Source organism: Pseudomonas imperatae (genome assembly GCF_057128625.1).
On record NZ_JBSKHP010000043.1, the window covers coordinates 1 to 17,467 of the forward strand.

The 17,467-nt window shown below is 65.8% G+C and carries 17 protein-coding genes and 1 pseudogene; 10 read left to right on the forward strand and 8 right to left on the reverse strand.

The window, feature by feature from the left end; genetic code table 11:
- Positions 1-229: 229 nt before the first annotated feature.
- Positions 230-1,507: an acetyl-CoA C-acetyltransferase gene (locus ACWKWX_RS31345; protein WP_483829805.1), complete on the forward strand. Its 1,278-nt coding sequence runs from the start codon at positions 230-232 to the stop codon at positions 1,505-1,507.
- Here the strand turns inward: ACWKWX_RS31345 and ACWKWX_RS31350 are convergent.
- Positions 1,494-2,528: a bile acid:sodium symporter family protein gene (locus tag ACWKWX_RS31350; RefSeq protein ID WP_416422266.1), complete on the reverse strand. Its 1,035-nt coding sequence runs from the start codon at positions 2,526-2,528 to the stop codon at positions 1,494-1,496. The genes ACWKWX_RS31345 and ACWKWX_RS31350 overlap by 14 nt on opposite strands.
- Positions 2,529-2,616: 88 nt before the next feature.
- On the opposite strand from ACWKWX_RS31350, the gene ACWKWX_RS31355 reads away from it, so the two are divergent.
- Positions 2,617-3,405, forward strand: a complete 789-nt coding sequence (locus ACWKWX_RS31355) for an AraC family transcriptional regulator (protein WP_483829806.1) — start codon at positions 2,617-2,619, stop codon at positions 3,403-3,405.
- A gap of 152 nt (positions 3,406-3,557) precedes the next feature.
- Positions 3,558-4,538, forward strand: a complete 981-nt coding sequence (locus tag ACWKWX_RS31360; RefSeq protein ID WP_483829807.1) for an autotransporter outer membrane beta-barrel domain-containing protein — start codon at positions 3,558-3,560, stop codon at positions 4,536-4,538.
- A 62-nt stretch (positions 4,539-4,600) separates the two neighbouring features.
- Here the strand turns inward: ACWKWX_RS31360 and ACWKWX_RS31365 are convergent, their stop codons facing one another.
- Both ACWKWX_RS31365 and ACWKWX_RS31370 read right to left on the reverse strand, forming a co-directional pair.
- On the reverse strand, positions 4,601-5,368 hold the full coding sequence (locus tag ACWKWX_RS31365) for a methyl-accepting chemotaxis protein (RefSeq protein WP_416427529.1): 768 nt from the start codon (positions 5,366-5,368) through the stop codon (positions 4,601-4,603).
- Positions 5,369-5,458: 90 nt separating this feature from the next.
- A pseudogene (locus tag ACWKWX_RS31370) lies at positions 5,459-6,637 on the reverse strand (cache domain-containing protein); the annotation flags it as partial.
- Here ACWKWX_RS31370 and ACWKWX_RS31375 point away from each other — a divergent pair.
- Positions 6,540-6,866 carry a hypothetical protein gene (locus ACWKWX_RS31375; protein WP_483829818.1) on the forward strand — a complete coding sequence of 109 codons (327 nt, stop codon included), beginning with the start codon at positions 6,540-6,542 and terminating at the stop codon, positions 6,864-6,866. The pseudogene ACWKWX_RS31370 and the gene ACWKWX_RS31375 sit on opposite strands and share 98 nt — an antisense overlap.
- Positions 6,844-7,737 (forward strand): PA4780 family RIO1-like protein kinase, encoded by an 894-nt coding sequence (locus ACWKWX_RS31380; RefSeq protein ID WP_416422269.1) that lies wholly within the window; start codon positions 6,844-6,846, stop codon positions 7,735-7,737. The genes ACWKWX_RS31375 and ACWKWX_RS31380 overlap by 23 nt, the downstream gene beginning before the upstream one ends.
- Positions 7,738-7,749: 12 nt before the next feature.
- Here ACWKWX_RS31380 and cueR read toward each other — a convergent pair whose 3' ends face one another.
- The 3 genes from cueR to ACWKWX_RS31395 all read right to left on the reverse strand — a co-directional run bounded on the left by cueR (position 7,750) and on the right by ACWKWX_RS31395 (position 10,806).
- Positions 7,750-8,151: a Cu(I)-responsive transcriptional regulator gene (gene cueR, locus ACWKWX_RS31385; RefSeq protein WP_416427530.1), complete on the reverse strand. Its 402-nt coding sequence runs from the start codon at positions 8,149-8,151 to the stop codon at positions 7,750-7,752.
- Positions 8,152-8,161: 10 nt separating this feature from the next.
- Positions 8,162-10,345: a heavy metal translocating P-type ATPase gene (locus tag ACWKWX_RS31390; protein WP_483829808.1), complete on the reverse strand. Its 2,184-nt coding sequence runs from the start codon at positions 10,343-10,345 to the stop codon at positions 8,162-8,164.
- Between the two features lie 71 nt (positions 10,346-10,416).
- Positions 10,417-10,806 carry a hypothetical protein gene (locus tag ACWKWX_RS31395; RefSeq protein WP_473005258.1) on the reverse strand — a complete coding sequence of 130 codons (390 nt, stop codon included), beginning with the start codon at positions 10,804-10,806 and terminating at the stop codon, positions 10,417-10,419.
- A gap of 149 nt (positions 10,807-10,955) precedes the next feature.
- Here ACWKWX_RS31395 and ACWKWX_RS31400 point away from each other — a divergent pair, with 149 nt between their 5' ends.
- Both ACWKWX_RS31400 and ACWKWX_RS31405 read left to right on the forward strand, forming a co-directional pair.
- A complete protein-coding gene (locus ACWKWX_RS31400; protein ID WP_416422272.1) occupies positions 10,956-11,147 on the forward strand; it encodes a heavy-metal-associated domain-containing protein in 192 nt (63 codons plus the stop codon).
- A gap of 90 nt (positions 11,148-11,237) precedes the next feature.
- The gene (locus ACWKWX_RS31405) at positions 11,238-12,422 is read left to right on the forward strand and encodes a multidrug effflux MFS transporter (protein ID WP_416422273.1); all 1,185 of its coding nucleotides are present in this window, start codon (positions 11,238-11,240) and stop codon (positions 12,420-12,422) included.
- Here ACWKWX_RS31405 and ACWKWX_RS31410 read toward each other — a convergent pair.
- Complete coding sequence (locus ACWKWX_RS31410; RefSeq protein WP_416422274.1) at positions 12,416-12,595, reverse strand: hypothetical protein; 180 nt, start codon at positions 12,593-12,595, stop codon at positions 12,416-12,418. The two genes, ACWKWX_RS31405 and ACWKWX_RS31410, sit on opposite strands and share 7 nt — an antisense overlap.
- Before the next feature lie 160 nt (positions 12,596-12,755).
- Complete coding sequence (locus ACWKWX_RS31415) at positions 12,756-13,769, reverse strand: zinc-binding alcohol dehydrogenase family protein (RefSeq protein ID WP_483829809.1); 1,014 nt, start codon at positions 13,767-13,769, stop codon at positions 12,756-12,758.
- 99 nt (positions 13,770-13,868) lie between these two features.
- Between ACWKWX_RS31415 and ACWKWX_RS31420 the strand changes: the two genes are divergently transcribed.
- The 3 genes from ACWKWX_RS31420 to ACWKWX_RS31430 all read left to right on the forward strand — a co-directional run bounded on the left by ACWKWX_RS31420 (position 13,869) and on the right by ACWKWX_RS31430 (position 17,464).
- Positions 13,869-14,783 (forward strand): LysR family transcriptional regulator, encoded by a 915-nt coding sequence (locus ACWKWX_RS31420; RefSeq protein WP_483829810.1) that lies wholly within the window; start codon positions 13,869-13,871, stop codon positions 14,781-14,783.
- 454 nt (positions 14,784-15,237) lie between these two features.
- Positions 15,238-15,954 carry an ArsR/SmtB family transcription factor gene (locus tag ACWKWX_RS31425; RefSeq protein ID WP_416422277.1) on the forward strand — a complete coding sequence of 239 codons (717 nt, stop codon included), beginning with the start codon at positions 15,238-15,240 and terminating at the stop codon, positions 15,952-15,954.
- 136 nt (positions 15,955-16,090) lie between these two features.
- On the forward strand, positions 16,091-17,464 hold the full coding sequence (locus ACWKWX_RS31430; protein WP_483829811.1) for an MFS transporter: 1,374 nt from the start codon (positions 16,091-16,093) through the stop codon (positions 17,462-17,464).
- The last annotated feature ends 3 nt before the right edge of the window (positions 17,465-17,467 follow it).

Sequence of the window (17,467 nt, forward strand, 5' to 3'; positions counted from 1 at the left end):
GTCGCTCAAGCGGACGACGGCCCGGAATAGAAGCGCCTCCGGTTCCGTCTTCCCCGGCTACGCCGTGGACCGCTTGAGCGACGCCTCCAGTCGGCCCTGGCGCTTTACGGGGCCAAGATCAACGTCAAAAGCCAGATCAAGATCAAGATCAAGATCAAGATCAAGATCAAGCATCGGCTGGGTCGCCTACGCTCAAATCACTTTGTTCAGCCGTACAGGGAGTCTTCACATGAATGCACCGCGCCGGGTCGCCATCATCGGCGGCAACCGCATCCCCTTCGCCCGCGCCAACGGCGCCTACGCCAAGGCCAGCAACCAGGCCATGCTCACGGCGGCACTGGAAGGCCTGATCGAGCGCTTCGGCCTGCACGGCCTGCGCATGGGCGAGGTAGCCGCAGGGGCGGTGCTGAAGCTGTCGCGCGATTTCAACCTGACCCGCGAATGCGTGCTGGGCTCGCGCCTGTCGCCGCAAACGCCAGCCTATGACGTCAGCCAGGCCTGCGGCACGGGGCTGGAAGCGGCGCTATTGGTGGCCAACAAGATCGCCCTGGGGCAGATTGAATGCGGCATCGCCGGCGGCGTCGACACCGCCTCCGATGCGCCCATTGCGGTCAGCGAAGGCATGCGCCAGATCCTCTTGCAGGCTAACCGCGCCAAGGGCACGGGGGCCAAGGTCCGCGCGCTATTGCAGCTGCGCCCGCATCATTTCAAGCCGGAACTGCCGCGCAACGGCGAGCCGCGCACCGGGCTGTCCATGGGCGAGCACTGCGAGCTGATGGCGCAGACCTGGCAGATTCCGCGCGAAGCCCAGGACCTGCTGGCGCTGCACAGCCACCAGAACATGGCCCGCGCCTACAGCGACGGCTGGCACGACGACCTGGTGACGCCGTTCCTGGGCCTGACCCGCGACAACAACCTGCGCCCCGACCTGACCCTGGAAAAGCTCGCCGCCCTGAAGCCGGTGTTCGAGCGCAGCGCCAAGGGCACGCTGACCGCGGGCAACTCGACGCCGCTTACCGATGGCGCCTCGGTGGTGCTGCTGGGCAGCGAAGACTGGGCGCGGGAGCGCGGCTTGCCGGTGCTGGCGTACCTGCGCGACGGCGAGACCGCTGCGGTGGATTTCGTCAAGGGCGCGGAGGGCTTGCTGATGGCCCCGGCCTACGCCGTACCACGGCTGTTGGCACGCAACGGCCTGAGCCTGCAGGACTTTGACTACTACGAAATTCATGAAGCCTTCGCCGCCCAGGTGCTGTGCACCCTCAAGGCCTGGGAAGACCCGGACTATTGCCACACGCGCCTGGGCCTGGACGCGCCGCTGGGCGCCATCGACCGCAGCAAGCTGAACGTCAAGGGTAGCTCGCTGGCAGCCGGCCACCCGTTCGCCGCCACCGGCGGGCGCATTGTCGCCAATTTGGCGAAGTTGCTGGCCCAGGCCGGCAGCGGCCGCGGGCTGATTTCCATCTGCGCCGCCGGCGGCCAAGGGGTGACCGCGATTATCGAGCGCTGACTGGGGCCTGGGCGTCGATCTCGGCCAGGGTCCGCGCCTTGATGCGGTGCGAGTAGCTCTCGGCGATCACCGAGCAGACGATCAGCTGCAGCGGGTGGTAGATCATGATCGGCAGCAGGATCAGGCCCAGGCCCGGGTTGGCGCCGAAGATCAGCGCCGCCATGGGCGCGCCGGCGGCCAGGGATTTCTTGGTGGCGCAGAACACCGCCGCCACCTCGTCGGCGTGGTTGAAATGCAGGGCCTTGGCGCTGCGGGTGGTGAGCACCAGAATCACCGCCAGCAGGATCGCGGTGCCGACGAACGCTGTCACCAGCACGCTGTCACCCTGCTGCTGCCACATGCCCGAGACCATGGAGTTGCAGAACGCGGCATACACCAGCAGCAGAATCACCAGCTTGTCGATGACGTTGGTGTATTTCTTGTAGCGCGCGAAGAACTTGCCCAGCAGCGGGCGCATCAACTGGCCCAGCACCAGCGGCAGCAACAGCATGGCGCACAGGTCGAGCAGGGTCTTGCCCAGGTCGATGCCGCCGCTGCCGGTGCCCACCACCAGGCTCACCAGCCACGGCGTGATGAAAATGCCCAGCACGCTGGACAGGCTGGCGTTGAGGATGGCCGCCGGCACGTTGCCCGAGGCGCTGCCGGTGAGCGCCACCGACGAGGAAATGGTCGAGGGCAGGGCGCACAGGTAGAAGAAGCCCAGCATCAGCGTCGGCGACACGAAGTGGCCAAACAGCTTGTCACACACCAGCCAGATCAGCGGGAACACCACGAACGTGAACACCTGCACCATGATGTGCAGCCGGGTGTTTTTCAGCCCGTGGCGGATCTGCTCGCCCGACAGGTTGATGCCGTGCATGAAGAACACGATGAACACACCGGCGTTGATCACGTATTCCGCATGCATCGAACCGCCACTGGCGCCGAAGCGTGGGAAGAAGTAGGCCAGCAGCGTGGCCAGGAACATGCCGAGCAGAAACCAGTCGGTCACTACGCGTTTAAGGTGTTTGAGCGCTTGCATAACAGGATCCTGCGGACGGATTTGTAATCATTGGTCGCAAAGATTACCGTGAGCAATCTTCTGCCGTCTTGCGACACAAGGCCAATCGATGCCGACTAACGGACAAACCGGCCTGCCCCGCCGCATTCCCGAGCTGCTGGCACTGCCCCGGCCGCTCTATGCCAGGGCCGAGAGCCTGCACGCGGGGTCCTGGACCCCACGCCACCGCCACGACTGGGTGCAGTTTTCCTACGCCATCAGTGGCGTGCTGGGCGTGCACACCGCCGAGGGCAGCTTCTTCGCCCCGCCCCAGTGGGGCGTGTGGATTCCCGCCGGGCTGGAACACGAAGTGGTGACCTCCATGCGCGCTGAGATGCGCAGCCTGTACGTGCGCCGCGAGGACGCTCCGTGGGCCTCGCCGCGCTGCCGGGTACTGGAGGTGACGCCGCTGGCGCGCGAGCTGATCAAGAGCTTCTGCCAGCTGCCGGTGGACTACCCCGAGGGCGACACCGCCGAAGCGCGCCTGGCCCAGGTGCTGCTGGACCAGTTGGCCAGCCTGCCTGAAGTGGGCTTCTCGCTGCCGTTGCCGCGCCACCCGCGTTTGTTGGGGCTGTGCAACGAGCTGATCGAGAACCCCGAACAGGCCGTCACCCTCAGCGACTGGGCCAGCCGCCTGGGCACCTCGGAGAAAACCCTGATGCGCCTGTTCCAGCGCGAGACCGGCCTGAGCTTTCGCGGCTGGCGCCAGCGCATGCGCCTGCTGTCGTCGCTGGACAGCCTGGAGCAGGGGCACAGCGTGACCACTGCGGCGCTGTCCTGTGGCTACGACTCCACGTCGGCGTTCATTGCCGCGTTCAAGAGCCTGTTCGGCATCACCCCGGGCGAGCTGTTCAGGTAGCCGCGGCTGTTTTCCCACGCCGGGGTTGTAGGCCCCAGGCTTGAACGTCAGACCTTTCCCGCGCCGCACGTCGGCCCTGTCCTAAATGCAGATGCTGCAGACCTCCGTAGTTTGTCCTGGCCAACGGCAATCACAACTAAGGAAGGTTGAACATGAGCACGTATTTTTCCCTCGCGATACTGGCGGCCGGCGCAGCAGCGTTGAGCCAGGCGGCGCAAGCCGCCCCGCCAGCCTTCTTCTGGGGCGAACACGCCATCCTGGCCGCTGCCAGCGCCGACACCCAGGCCTGGTACGGTGAACTGTCGGGCGTTCGCGGGCGTTTCGATGAACTGCGCAGCCAGGGCGGTCAGGAAGGCCTGTGGGTGCGCACCCTCAACAGCAAGGCGCGTTATTCGCCCACCAGTGGCGCCGACTACACCCAGCGCCAGGGCGGCTTCACCCTGGGCATCGACGCCAGCCTCAGCGATGAGGCGCGGGTGGGGCTGATGGGCGGCTACAGTCGTTCGCTGCTGAGCATCAAAGGCCCCGACAGTGCCTACCTGTCCAGCTACTACCTGGGCGCCTACGGCACCTGGATGAACGAGCAGGGCTACTACGTCGACGGCCTGGTGAAGGCCAACCAGCTGCGCAACGACCTGAAATCCAGCCATGGCGAGTACCGTATCAAGGGTCAGTATCGCAACCTGGCGCTGGGCACTTCGGTGGAGGCGGGCAAAGTCATCACGCTGGATGAGGGGTGGTACGTCAAGCCATTCGGGCAGATGGCGGCAGTTGCCGTGCAGGGCAAGGACTACGAGCTGAACTACGGCCTGGATGCCCACGCCGAGAACAGCCACTCCATGCAGGGCAAGGCCGGCCTGCAGGTAGGCCGCAAGCTTGAAACCACGCGGGGCGGCGCCATGCAGCCGTATGCACGGGTGGCGTATGCGCGGGAGTTTGCCGATACCAATGAAGTGTTCGTGGCCGGTGATCGTTACCGCAACGACCTGGCCGGTGGGCGCTACGAGTACGGCGTCGGCCTGGCCGCCCAGGTGTCGCAGCGGGTGCAGCTCAACGCCGATGTCGAATACGCCAAGGGCAAGCGCGTCGAGCAGCCCTACGGGCTGAACGTGGGCATGCGCTACGCGTTTTGAGTCTGTGACGCGGCCTTTGGCCGCTGCTACGAACCGCGTAGCAGCGGCCGAAGGCCGCGTCTTTACGTCCTGAACCGCCGTACCAGCGCATCCAGTTCGTTCGACAACCCCGCCAGGCTTTGGGAATCGCTACGCGCGGTGTTGGCCAGCTCGGCCACCAACTGCGCATCCCCGTGAATCTGGCTGATGTGCCGGTTGATGTCCTCGGCTACCTGGTGCTGTTCCTCGGCCGCCGTGGCGATCTGGGTGTTCATGTCGCGAATCACGTCCACCGACTCGCGAATCTGCCCGAAGCTGGCGCGGGCCTGGCCAATGCGTTCCACCGACTGTTGCGACACTTCCAGGCTGGCGTGCATCTGCTGCGCCACCTGGCTGGTGCGCTGGGCCAGGTTGCCCAGCAGGCCGTCGATCTCGGCAGTGGAGTCGGCGGTGCGCTTGGCCAGCGCCCGCACTTCATCAGCCACCACGGCAAAGCCGCGGCCCTGCTCGCCGGCGCGGGCGGCCTCGATGGCGGCGTTCAGCGCCAGCAGGTTGGTCTGTTCGGCAATGGAGCGGATGGTGCCGAGAATCGACTGGATGTCGTTGCTGTCGCGTTCCAGCTGGGCAATGGACTGCGCCGACTGCTCGATCTCGTGGCTCAGGCGGTCGACGCTGTTCACCGCCGCGTCGATCTGCTGCTGGCCTTCACGGGCCTGGCGCTGGCCGCTGTCGGCGGAGTCGGCGGCCTGGCTGCACGAACGCGCGACCTCGTTGGCGGTAGCGACCATTTCGTGGAAGGCGGTGGAGACCATGTCCACGGCCTCGCGCTGGCGCCCGGCAGCGTCGGCCATGTTCGCCGACACCTGGGTGGAGCTGCTGGAGCTGGCGAGGATTTTCGTCGCCGCGCCGCCGATGCTCTGGATCAGGCTGCGTATGGCGCCCAGGAACTGGTTGAACCAGTTGGCCAGTTGCGCGGTTTCGTCGCTGCCGCGCACGGCCAGGTTCTGGGTGAGGTCGCCTTCGCCCTGGGCAATGCCTTCCAGGCCGCTGGCCACGCTGCGGATCGGCCGCACGATCAGGGTGGCGAAGCTGGCGCCCACCACGGCGAAGATCAGCGCCAGCACGGCGGCGATGCCGCCGATCAGCCAGGTCAGCTGGGTGGCGCCGCTCATCACCTCGCTCTGCTTGATCAGGCCGACGAAGGTCCAGCCCAGCTGCTCCGACGGCCAGACGTTGGCCATGTAGCGCTCGCCATTGATCTGTACTTCCACAAGGCCCGGGCCGGCCTTGGCCAGCTCGGCGTAGCCCTCACCCAGGCTGCCCAGCGGCTTGAAGTTGTGTTCCGGCTGCTTGGGGTCGACCAGCACCGTGCCGTCGCGCTCCATCAGCATCAGGTAGCCGCTTTCGCCCAGCTTGATCTGCTTGACGATTTCGGTCAGGCCCTTGAGCGAGACGTCGATGTTGACCACGCCGCCCTGGCTGCCCAGCTGGTTGGCCACGGCGCGCACGGTGCTGACCAGCACGGCGTCGTCGCCAGCCCAGTAATAGGCCGAGGTGCGCAGGGTCTTGCCGGGATTGGCCATGGCGGTCTTGTACCAGGGGCGCTGGCGCGGGTCGTAGTTGGCCATTTTCGGGTCGCCCGGCCAGAACGCATAGCCACCGGCGCTGGTACCGTAGGACACGTAGGAATAGTTGGGGTGGCTGGCGGCCAGGCTGGCGAAGAAGTCGAACAGTTGCTTGTCCTGCTCGCCCATGGGGATGTTCGGTGCGTCGGCGCCCTGGTAGCTCTTGAGGTTGGCGTCGGCGGCTTTTACCAGCGGGTGGTTGGCCAGGAAATCGACGTTCTGGCTGATGCCTTCGAAGAACAGCTGCATGGCGTTGGCCACCTGGCGGATCTCGCGGCTGCTGCCGTCGACGAAGTTGGACCTGGCATCGCTGCGCAGATTCAAGATGACCAGGGTGGCGACCAGGACAATGGGCAGACACGCGATCACCGCGAAGGCCCAGGTCAGTTTCTGTTTGATGTTCATCCGTGCTCCAGAATCTTTTTTATATAAAAAGGGGCAGTTCATCGAAAACAAAACGTGCGCGGCAGGCGTTGGTTTTTTTGGAGTCTGCATCGAGCATTGTCGGCTGGTATACCAAAATGTTGAGGTGAATTTTCAGTCGCGCGGGGGTCAAACGCTTCAGCTGATAGCGGTGCCGGCAATGCCTGGCATTACCTTTGCTCCGGAAAAGTCGGCATTGTGCCGCCACTATGAGAGGATGGCCGCCGAACCATTGCATTCCCGCGTGTTTGGTTACAAAGGACCCACAATAAAAGCTGATGAAGACTCCAAAACGCATTGAACCCCTGATCGAAGACGGTCTGGTCGACGAGGTGCTGCGCCCACTGATGAGTGGTAAAGAAGCGGCGGTCTATGTGGTGCGCTGTGGCAAGGAACTGCGCTGCGCCAAGGTCTACAAGGAGGCGAACAAACGAAGTTTTCGTCAGGCGGCCGAGTATCAGGAAGGCCGCAAGGTGCGTAACAGCCGCCAGGCCCGGGCCATGGCGAAGGGGTCGAAGTTCGGCCGCAAGGAAGCCGAGGAGGCCTGGCAGAACGCCGAGGTGGCCGCCTTGTTCCGCCTGGCCAACGCCGGGGTGCGGGTGCCCAAGCCGTTCGATTTCCTCGAAGGCGTGCTGCTGATGGAGCTGGTGGCCGACGAGTACGGCGACGCGGCGCCACGGTTGAACGACGTGGAACTGGACGCCGAACAGGCGCGCGAATACCACGAGTTCCTGATTCGCCAGATCGTGCTGATGCTCTGCACCGGCCTGGTGCACGGTGACCTGTCGGAGTTCAACGTGTTGCTGGGCCCGGACGGCCCAGTGATCATCGACCTGCCCCAGGCGGTGGATGCAGCGGGCAACAACCACGCGTTCAGCATGCTGGAGCGTGATGTGGGCAACATGGCCAGCTACTTCGGCCGCTTTGCCCCGGAACTGCGCGACACCCGCTATGCGCGGGAAATGTGGGCGTTGTACGAGGAAGGCAAGCTGCACCCGGCCAGCGTGCTGACCGGCCAGTTTGCCGACGACGACAGCGTGGCCGACGTTAACAGCGTGATGCGCGAGATCGAAGCGGCGCGGCTGGACGAAGCCCGTCGCCAGGCGGCCCGCAGCGCCGACGACGCGCCACCGTCCAAGGCCGAGGAACCGCCACCGCCCTGGTTGCAGTAAAAGGTTACCCTTTCAACTGCAGCAGCCGCCCGACGCCAGGTCCGCCAGGATCGGGCAGTCCGGGCGGTCGTTGCCCTGGCAGTGCGACGCCAAGTTCTGCAAGGTGTCGCGCAGCCCGGTCAGTTCGGCGATGCGCCGGTTCAGGTCGTCGATGTGCCGATGGGCCAGCGCCTTGACGTCGGCGCTGGCGCGGCCGCGGTCCTGCCACAGGGTCAGCAACTGCGCCACTTCCTCCAGCGAAAACCCCAGGTCCCTCGAGCGCTTGATGAACGCCAGCGTGTGCAGGTCATCGTCCTGGTACAGGCGGTAGCCGCTGTCGGTGCGCAATGCCGGCTTGAGCAGGCCGATGGCCTCGTAGTAGCGGATCATCTTGGCGCTCAGCCCGCTGTGGCGGGCCGCCTGGCCGATGTTCATGTTCATGCTTTCATTCCTTGTCATCCAGCCCGCCGGGGCGCCAGGTTTTCAGCAGCAGCGCGTTGCTGACCACGCTGACGCTGGACAGCGCCATGGCCGCGCCGGCCAGCACCGGGTTGAGCAGGCCAAAGGCGGCCAGCGGTATGCCGATCAGGTTATACACAAACGCCCAGAACAGGTTCTGGCGGATTTTCGCGTAGGTCTTGCGGCTGATCTCCAGCGCTGCCGGTACCAGCCGTGGGTCGCCACGCATAAGGGTAATGCCCGCGGCCTGCATGGCCACGTCAGTGCCGCCGCCCATGGCGATGCCGACGTCGGCTGCGGCCAGCGCGGGGGCGTCGTTGATGCCGTCGCCGACCATGGCTACCACGCCATCCGCTGTCAGCCGTTTAACCATGATGGCCTTGTCGGCGGGCAGCACCTGGGCGTGCACATCATCGATGCCCAGCGCCTGGGCCACGACCCGGGCGCTGCCCTGGTTGTCGCCGGTCAGCAAGTGGCTGCTGATGTGCCGTGCCTGTAGCTGGGCTACGGCCTCGCGCGCGCCGGGTTTCAGGCTGTCACCGAAGGCCAGCAGACCCAGCACCTGCGGGGTATCGCCCAGCGCCAGCAGCCAGCTGAGAGTACGGCCTTCGTCTTCCCAGGCCTGGGCCGGCAGGCCTTCGCTGTTCAGGCCTGCCTCCTCCAGCAGGCGCCGGTTGCCCAAGGCCAGGCGCTGGCCCTGCACCGTGCCGCTGACGCCGCGGCCGGCCAGGGCCTGGCTGTCGGCAGGCGTTTGCACTGCCAGCTGGCGCTCGGCGCAGGCCTGCAGCACGGCTTTGGCCAGCGGGTGTTCGCTGCCGCGCTGCAGGCTGCCCGCCCACTGCAGCAGCGTGGCTTCGGCAATGCCCAGCGCCTGCCAGTGCACCAGCGTCGGGGCGCCGGAGGTGAGGGTGCCGGTCTTGTCGAACACCACGCGGGTCACTGCCTGGGCGCGTTCCAGGGCTTCGGCGTCTTTGATCAGGATGCCGTGGCGGGCGGCGACGCCGGTGCCGGCCATGATCGCCGCCGGAGTGGCCAGGCCCAGGGCACAGGGGCAGGCGATGACCAGCACGGCCACGGCGTTGATGATCGCTGTTTCCAGCGGCGCACCGTGCAGCCACCAGCCGGCCAGGGTCAGCAGCGCCAGCACCAGCACCGCGGGCACGAACACCTGGCTGACGCGGTCCACCAGCTTCTGGATCGGCGCCTTGGCGGCCTGGGCGTCTTCCACCAGGCGAATGATCTGCGCCAGCACGCCTTCGCCGCCCAGGGCCGTGGCCTGCACCAGCAGGCGACCTTCGCCATTGATGGCGCCGCCGATCACCGCATCGCCGGCCTGCTTGGGCACCGGCAGGCTCTCGCCGCTGATCAGCGATTCGTCGGCGTGGCTGCGGCCTTCCAGCACCTGGCCGTCGACTGCAAAGCGCTCGCCGGGGCGCACCACCAGCTGGTCACCCAGGCGCAGCTGGGCGATGGCCACGTCCTGCTCCACGCCGTCGCGAAGGCGGGTGGCGCGCTCGGGGCGCAGCTGTTCCAGGGCGCGGATGGCGCTGGCGGTCTGGCGCTTGGCGCGGCTTTCCAGGTATTTGCCCAGCAGCACCAGGGCGATCACCACCGCCGAGGCTTCGAAATACAGGTGCGGCATGTGCCCCGCCGGGGTGTGCGCCCATTCGTACAGGCTCAGGCCGTAGCCGGCGCTGGTGCCTAGGGCCACCAGCAGGTCCATGTTGCCGGCGCGGGCGCGCACCGCCTTGAAGGCGGCGATGTAGAAACGGGCGCCGAGGATGAACTGCACCGGGGTTGCCAGCGCCCACTGCAGCCAGGCTGGCAGCATCCAGTCCAGGCCAAACGGCTGGGCCAGCATGGGCGCTACCAGTGGCAGGGCCAGCAGCAGGGCGGCGATGAGCGCAAGACGTTCGCGCAGCAACGCCTTGGCCGGGTCCACGGGCGGTGCGTCGGGCAGGCTGGCGCTGTAGCCGGCCTTGGCCACGGCGGCAACCAGCATGGCCGCGTCCATGGCCGTCACCAGCTCGACGTGGGCCCGCTCGCTGGCCAGGTTGACGCTGGCCAGCTTCACACCGTCCACTTTATTCAGGGCGCGTTCCACCCGGCCGGCACAACTGGCGCAGGTCATGCCACTGATGGGCAGTTCGAGGGTAAGGGCGTTGGACATGGGAAGTCCTCCTTGGCAGAGGACCCTAGAATCAACCTTGCCACCTTGGCAAGGTCAAGCGTCAGGCAACCTCAGTACTGGTCCTCGGGCGCAGGCTTGAGGTACAGGCCGTTCGGCCCGTTGGCGATGCGGTACTTCTGCACCGCGCCGGCGTGCAGCTCGATGGCGGTGGCGTTGGGCGCCGGCAACCCCGGGGCACAACCGCCCACCTGGCCAGGCTCCTGCATCAGGCGCACCACCACTTTGCCCGGCGGCAGGTTGAACGATACTTCCTGCTCCTGGAACAAGCGGCCGACCTTGTTATCACCGATGTAGATGCTCAGTTCGCACGGCGTGCCGACCTCCAGGCGTTCACGGGACACGATCAGGACGCTGTAGTCCTGGATGCTCTCGGCGTAGGCGCCGAGCGACAGGGTCAACAGACCCAGGGCGCCCAGAAGGCGGAAAATGGACCTGCGCATGGCGCACTTCTCCTGCGGTAGAAATCTTCGATGCCCAAGCTTGGCGGACGCGCCCGTTAATTTCCACCCCGGCAGGCAACGCCAGAACTTGACCTTGTCATGATGGCAAGGTTGAAGCTATACCTTCATCACCTTCAGGAGGCATCACCATGCAAGAGTTCAACGTTCAAGGCATGACCTGTGGCCATTGCGTGCGCGCCGTCACCCAGGCGGTGCAAGCCCTGGACCCGGCCGCCGTGGTCGAGGTCGACCTGGCCAACGCCAAGGTGCGGGTGGAAAGCCAGCAACCGCAGGCAGCCATCGTCGAGGCGATCAAGGAAGAAGGCTACACCGTGGCTTGAGTGACATAGCGTCGCGGTTTTGGCCCCACGGGATCCAGAGCGGTTAAACTGTACCGTTGCCCTGTTCGCAGCACCTACACTGGATCCTTGATGAACCTCAGAACCATCCTTATTCTCGGCGCGCTCAGCGCTTTCGGGCCGCTGGCCATCGATTTCTACCTGCCGGGCTTCCCGGCCATGGCCCAGGCCTTCGGCACCGACGAGCAGCACATCCAGCTGACCCTGGCGGTGTACTTCCTCGGCCTGTCCATCGGCCAACTGGCCTACGGGCCGATTGCCGACCGCTTCGGCCGTCGCGTGCCGCTGCTGGTGGGCGTGACCCTGTTCACCCTGTCGTCCCTGGCCTGCGCGTTTGCGCCGAGCCTTGAGTGGCTGATTGCCGCGCGTTTCATCCAGGCCTTGGGCGGTTGCGCGGGGATGGTGCTGTCGCGGGCGATCGTCAGCGACAAGTGCGATGCGGTGGGGTCGGCCAAGGTGTTCTCGCAGCTGATGCTGGTGATGGGCCTGGCGCCTATCCTGGCGCCGATGCTCGGCGGGTTGCTGGTGAACACCCTGGGCTGGAAGTGGATCTTCCTGCTGCTGACCGCGTTCAGCGCCCTGGCCGGGCTCTCGGTGGCCCTGGGCCTGCCGGAAAGCATGCCCGCACACCACCCGCGCCAGCCGCTAAGCGGCGCCCTGGGCCGATATTTCGGCCTGCTGAAGGACCCGCAGTTCCTGGGCAACGCCCTGACCGGCGGCGTCGCCATGGCGGGCATGTTCGCCTACGTGGCGGGGTCGCCGTTCGTGTTCATCAAGCTCTATGGCGTGCCGGCGGAGCACTACGGCTGGCTGTTCGGCAGCAACGCCGCCGGCTTCATCCTGGTGGCCCAGGTGAACGCCCGCCTGCTGGCCAAGCGCGGCCCGGCGCACATGCTGTCGCGGGCGGTATGGGTCTACCTGGCTGCGGCGCTGAGCCTGCTGGCCGTGAGCGCGCTGCACACCACGCAACTGTGGCCGCTGCTGATCCCGCTGTTCATCTGCATCGCCAGCCTGGGCTGCATCATTCCCAACGCCTCGGCCTGTGCCATGAACGGCCAGGGCGCGCGCGCCGGCAGTGCCTCGGCGCTGCTGGGCTGCCTGCAGTTCAGCGTGGCGGCAGGTTCCGCCTCATTGGTGGGCGCGCTGTATGACGGCAGCGCCATTCCCATGGCCCTGGTGATCAGCGGTTGTGGCCTGCTGGCCGTGATGTTGGCGCTGGTGACCCAGTGGCTGCGGCGCTCGCGCCCCGCTCACTGAGCGACGCGTTGTTGGCGATAAGGCAGCCGGTGGGGGGCTGCCAGCCGGGATTCCAGGGTGTCGATGAACGCCCGGGCCTCGGCCTCGGTACGAAAGGTCACTACATGTTGATCAAGGCGTACCTGCCATTGGCTACCGTGTTCCCTTGCCAGTTCAGTAAGCACTATCTTCATGGCTGAATGCCTCCGCAGGGTCAGAGGCCTCAAGTGTAGCGCTGCCCACGCGGCGTGGATTGATTCAGCGCAACCTTTGGACTGACGGTCGTGGGAGCTGGCTTGCCAGCGAGTTGTTCTTCAAAAGCTCGCTGGCAAGCCAGCTCCCACAGGCATTACCTCAAAAGCCTTCCAGCACGATCTTGCCACGCGCCTTGCCGCTCTCCAGCAGGGCATGGGCGCGTTTCAGGTTCGCCGCATCGATGCGGCCGAAATGCTCGCCCACGGTGGTGCGCAAGGTGCCGGCGTCGATCAGTTCGGCCACGCGGTTGAGCAGGTGGTGCTGCTCAATCATGTCCGGCGTCTCGTACAGCGAACGGGTGTACATGAACTCCCAGTGCAGCGACAGGCTCTTGCGCTTGAGCAGGCCCACGTCCAGCGCCTTGGGGTCATCGATCAGCGCCAGGCGGCCTTGTGGCGCCAGGGCTTCCACCAGTTCGGCCAGGTGCTGGTCGGTCTGGGTCAGGCTGGCCACGTGGGTGACCGGGCCCAGGCCCAGGCGCTTGAGCTCGGCGCTCAGCGGCTGGCTGTGGTCCAGCACGTGGTCGGCGCCCAGTTCGCGCACCCAGGCCTGGGTTTCAGGGCGCGAGGCGCTGGCGATCACCGTCAGGCCGGTCAGTTGGCTGGCCAACTGCGTCAGGATCGAGCCCACGCCCCCGGCGGCGCCGACGATCAGCAGGCTCTGCCCGGCGTCCACATGCCCCGGCTGCACCTGCAGGCGCTCGAACAGCAGCTCCCAGGCGGTGATGGCGGTCAACGGCAGCGCCGCCGCCTCGGCGAAACCGAGGCTGGCCGGCATGCGCCCGACGATGCGCTCATCCACGGTGTGCAACTCACTGTTGCCGCCGGCGCGGGCGATGGAGCCGGCGTAGTAGACGCGGTCGCCGGGCTTGAACAGGCTGACGTCGGTACCGACCGCCTGTACCACGCCGGCCACGTCCCAGCCCAGCACCTTCGGGTTGCCGCCTTCGGGCGGCATGTTCAGGCGCACCTTGGTGTCCACCGGGTTCACCGAGATGGCCTTGACCTCTACCAGCAGGTCGCGCGGGCCGGGCTGCGGCGCGGGAAGTTCGATGTCTTGCAGCGATTGCGGGTCGGTGATCGGCAGCGAGGCGTAATAGGCGATGGCTTTCATGGTAGCTCTCCGGAAATGTGTGCCCATGATTAGTTATTTCCAAGCGGGGTAAAACCAGCTAAAAGCACAGGCTCTTTCAATATTTCGTTGATAATGGCCATGCTCCGTTTCGATGACCTGCAACTGTTTGTCCGCGCCGCCGACCTCGGCAGCCTGTCCGCCGCTGCGCGGGTCATGGACCTGTCGCCCGCCGTGGCCAGCGCGGCGCTGAAACGCATCGAAGCGCAACTGGGCGCACGCTTGCTGGCGCGCTCCACGCGCAGCCTGCGCCTTACCGCCGAGGGCGAGCATTTCCTGGAGTATGCGCGGGCGGCGCTGGGCAGCCTCGAGGAAGGGCGCCAGGCCCTGGCGCGCAGCCAGGAGCAGGTCAGCGGTGTGATCCAGTTGTCGGCACCCTCGGACTTCGGCCGCAACGTGCTGCTGCCCTGGCTGGACGACCTGCAGCGCGAGCACCCGGGGTTGTCGGTGCGGCTGCTGCTGGGCGACCGTATCGCCGATCTGTTCCGCCAGCCCGTGGACCTGGCCCTGCGCTACGGCGAACCGGAAGACTCCAGCCTGGTGGCCTTGCCCATCAGCCCCGACAACCGCCGCGTGCTGTGCGCGTCCCCCGGCTACGTGGCGGCCCACGGCCAGCCGCTTCAGGTGGAGCAACTGGCACAGCATAATTGCCTGCTGTTCATGCTGGGCGGCCGCGTGCATGACCACTGGCGCTTCAGCGACGGCAAGCGCGAGCTGGCCCTGACCGTGACCGGCGATCGCTTCAGCGACGACGCCGACGTGGTGCGCCGCTGGGCACTGGCGGGGGTTGGCATTGCCTATAAGTCCTGGCTGGACGTGGCGGCGGACGTGCTGGCAGGGCGGCTGTTGGTGCTGATGCCACACCTGGTGGGTGAGCGCACGCCATTGAACCTGTTGTGCGGGCACCGGGCGCAATTGAGCAAGTCGGTCAACTTGTTGCGCGATACCTTGCGAAAAGGATGTACTGGACTGTCCAGAAGTTATCCACGGGCGTAGTTAAAGTAGACTTCTGTTGCCAGCTTTTTGCACTCGTGCTGTAGGTATTTACTACCAGGCAATAAAACAAGTGTGCTGCTTCCACCCGAGGAAAGCGTTGCCATTACTCACCTGTGAATCAGCGGGCGCAAGTTTCAACGGGTTTATTTCCGGATGCAATATTGTTCTGGTCTGCCTACACAGCGCACCCACCGAAGGCGTTTCGTGTCTTATACCTAGTTGTACAAATTCGTACGATTATAATAACTGGGCAGCCATTGCCACCGAGAGAGGACAGCCTTGGAGCAGAGTGCCTCGTTCATTTGAGCGGCAGCCTTTTTTGTGAATAACTTGCTCACATAATAGTCTGGAGTTTATCGGCTTTTGGCACTTGTAACCTCTTTCGTTGGAGCTGTTTCAGTGATCGCTGACCTCAGCGGTCAAATAGACGAATGTTTCGACAGGGAGTTATTACATGGAACTTGCACCGAGCATCAGCCAAATCGCCATGCTATTGGCCGACCCCAAGCGCAGCGCCATGATCTGGGCGTTGATCGACGGCTCTGCGCGCGGGTCCGAAGAACTGGCCAGGCTCGCGGGGCTGACCCCTTCCTCGGCCAGCGCCCACCTGGCCCGCCTGGCCGCCGGCGGCCTGCTGAAACTGGAGGCACGCGGGCGCAAGCGCTTTTTCCGCCTGGCAACCCCGCAGGTCGGCACCGCCGTGGAAGCGCTGGCCAGCGTCTGGGCGGGGCGCACGGATATACCGACCGGGCTGGCGCTGGAAAGTCTGCCACCGACGCCGCCGTCCATGCGCCGGGCGCGCCTGTGCCATGACCACCTGGGGGGCGAACTGGCCGCCGAACTGCTGCAGCGGTTGCTCGAGGCCGCCTGGCTGGAACAGCATGATCGTCGCCTGGAAGTCACGCAGAAGGGGATAGAGCAATTGGCTGCTCAGGGCATCTATCTGCAGGCATTGGCGCGCCAGCAGGACCATGCCGTGTGCACCTGCTGCGACTGGAGCAACAGTAGACCGCACCTGGGTGGCGCGTTGGGCGCCAGCCTACTCAGGCTGTTCCTGCAATCGGGGTGGCTGCGCATCAGTGACGAGACCCGGGTGCTGCAGGTGACCCAGGCGGGCGTGCGCGAGATCGGCAAGATAGCCTGTGAGGCGGCATTGCCCGACGTGATTTAGCTCACTCTCCGGCACGGCGCCCGCAGCCCAGAGCTGTCGGCGTCGTTCCCAGCAACGGCAGGGGTCGCTGTCAGGCATCGCCAGGTATGGCGATCACGCACACTCGGTGCAAGCCTACAGCATCGAGGAGCAGCCCATGCCCACCCACCGTTTCAGCGCCGCGGAGCGCCTGGAGAGGCTGCCCATCAGCGGCTACCACCGGGTGATTTTCATCGTCATTGCCCTGGCCTTCCTGTTCGATTCCATGGACCTGGCAATGATGACCTTCCTGCTGGGCTCCATCAAAGCCGAGTTCGGCCTGAGCAGCGCCCAGGCCGGGGTGCTGGCCAGCGCCAGTTTCTTCGGCATGGTAGTGGGCGCGTCGCTGTCGGGCATGCTCGCCGACCGTTTCGGCCGCAAGCCGGTGTTCCAGTGGAGCATCGTGCTGTGGGGGCTGGCTAGCTACCTGTGTTCCACCGCCCAGCACCTGGACAGCCTGACCCTGTTCCGGGTGTTGCTGGGCTTCGGCATGGGCATGGAGTTTCCCATCGCTCAGTCGATGCTGTCGGAACTGGTACCGGCGCGCCAGCGGGGGCGTTATATCGCCTTGATGGATGGTTTCTGGCCGCTGGGCTTCGTCGCCGCCGGCGTGCTGTCGTACTGGTTGCTGCCGCTGATCGGCTGGCGCGACATCTTCCTGGTGCTGGCAGTGCCGGCGGTGTTCGTGCTGGCGGTGCGCTTTTGCATTCCCGAGTCGCCGCGCTGGCTGGAGCACTCGGGGCGGCACGACGAAGCGGATCGGGTGCTCAAGGCCATCGAGGCCAAAGTCCAGCGTTCCCTGGGCGGCGGGCCACTGCCCGAGCCCGTGGCCATGCCCCGGCAGGCGGCGACCGCCAACGGCTTTTTCTCGGCGTTCGCGGCCCTGTGGTCGCCGCTCTATCGCCAACGCACGGTGATGATCTGGAGCTTGTGGTTCTTCGCGCTGTTGGGCTTCTACGGGCTGACCTCCTGGCTGGGGGCGCTGTTGCAGCAGTCCGGTTTCGCGGTGACGCAATCGGTGTATTACACCGTGCTGATTTCCCTGGGGGGCATCCCGGGTTTCCTGATGGCGGCCTGGCTGGTGGAGCGCTGGGGGCGCAAGCCTACCTGCGTGGTGACCTTGCTGGGCGGCGGGGCCATGGCGTTCGTCTATGGCCAGAGCGCGGTATTTGGCGGCAACGTCGGTTTGCTGATCGGCTCGGGGTTGCTGATGCAGTTCTTCCTGTTCGGCATGTGGGCGGTGCTCTACACCTACACGCCTGAGCTGTACCCCACTTCTTCGCGGGCCACGGGCTCGGGGTTTGCCTCGGCCATTGGCCGGGTCGGGTCGTTGCTGGGGCCGATGGTCACCGGGCTGGTGTTTCCATTGACGGGGCAGGGCGGGGTGTTCGCGCTGGGGGCGGCATGCTTTGCCCTGGCGGCGCTGGTGGTGTGGCTGTTCGGCGTGGAAACCCGCGGCCTCACCCTGGAGGAGTTGACCGAAACCCTGTAGCCG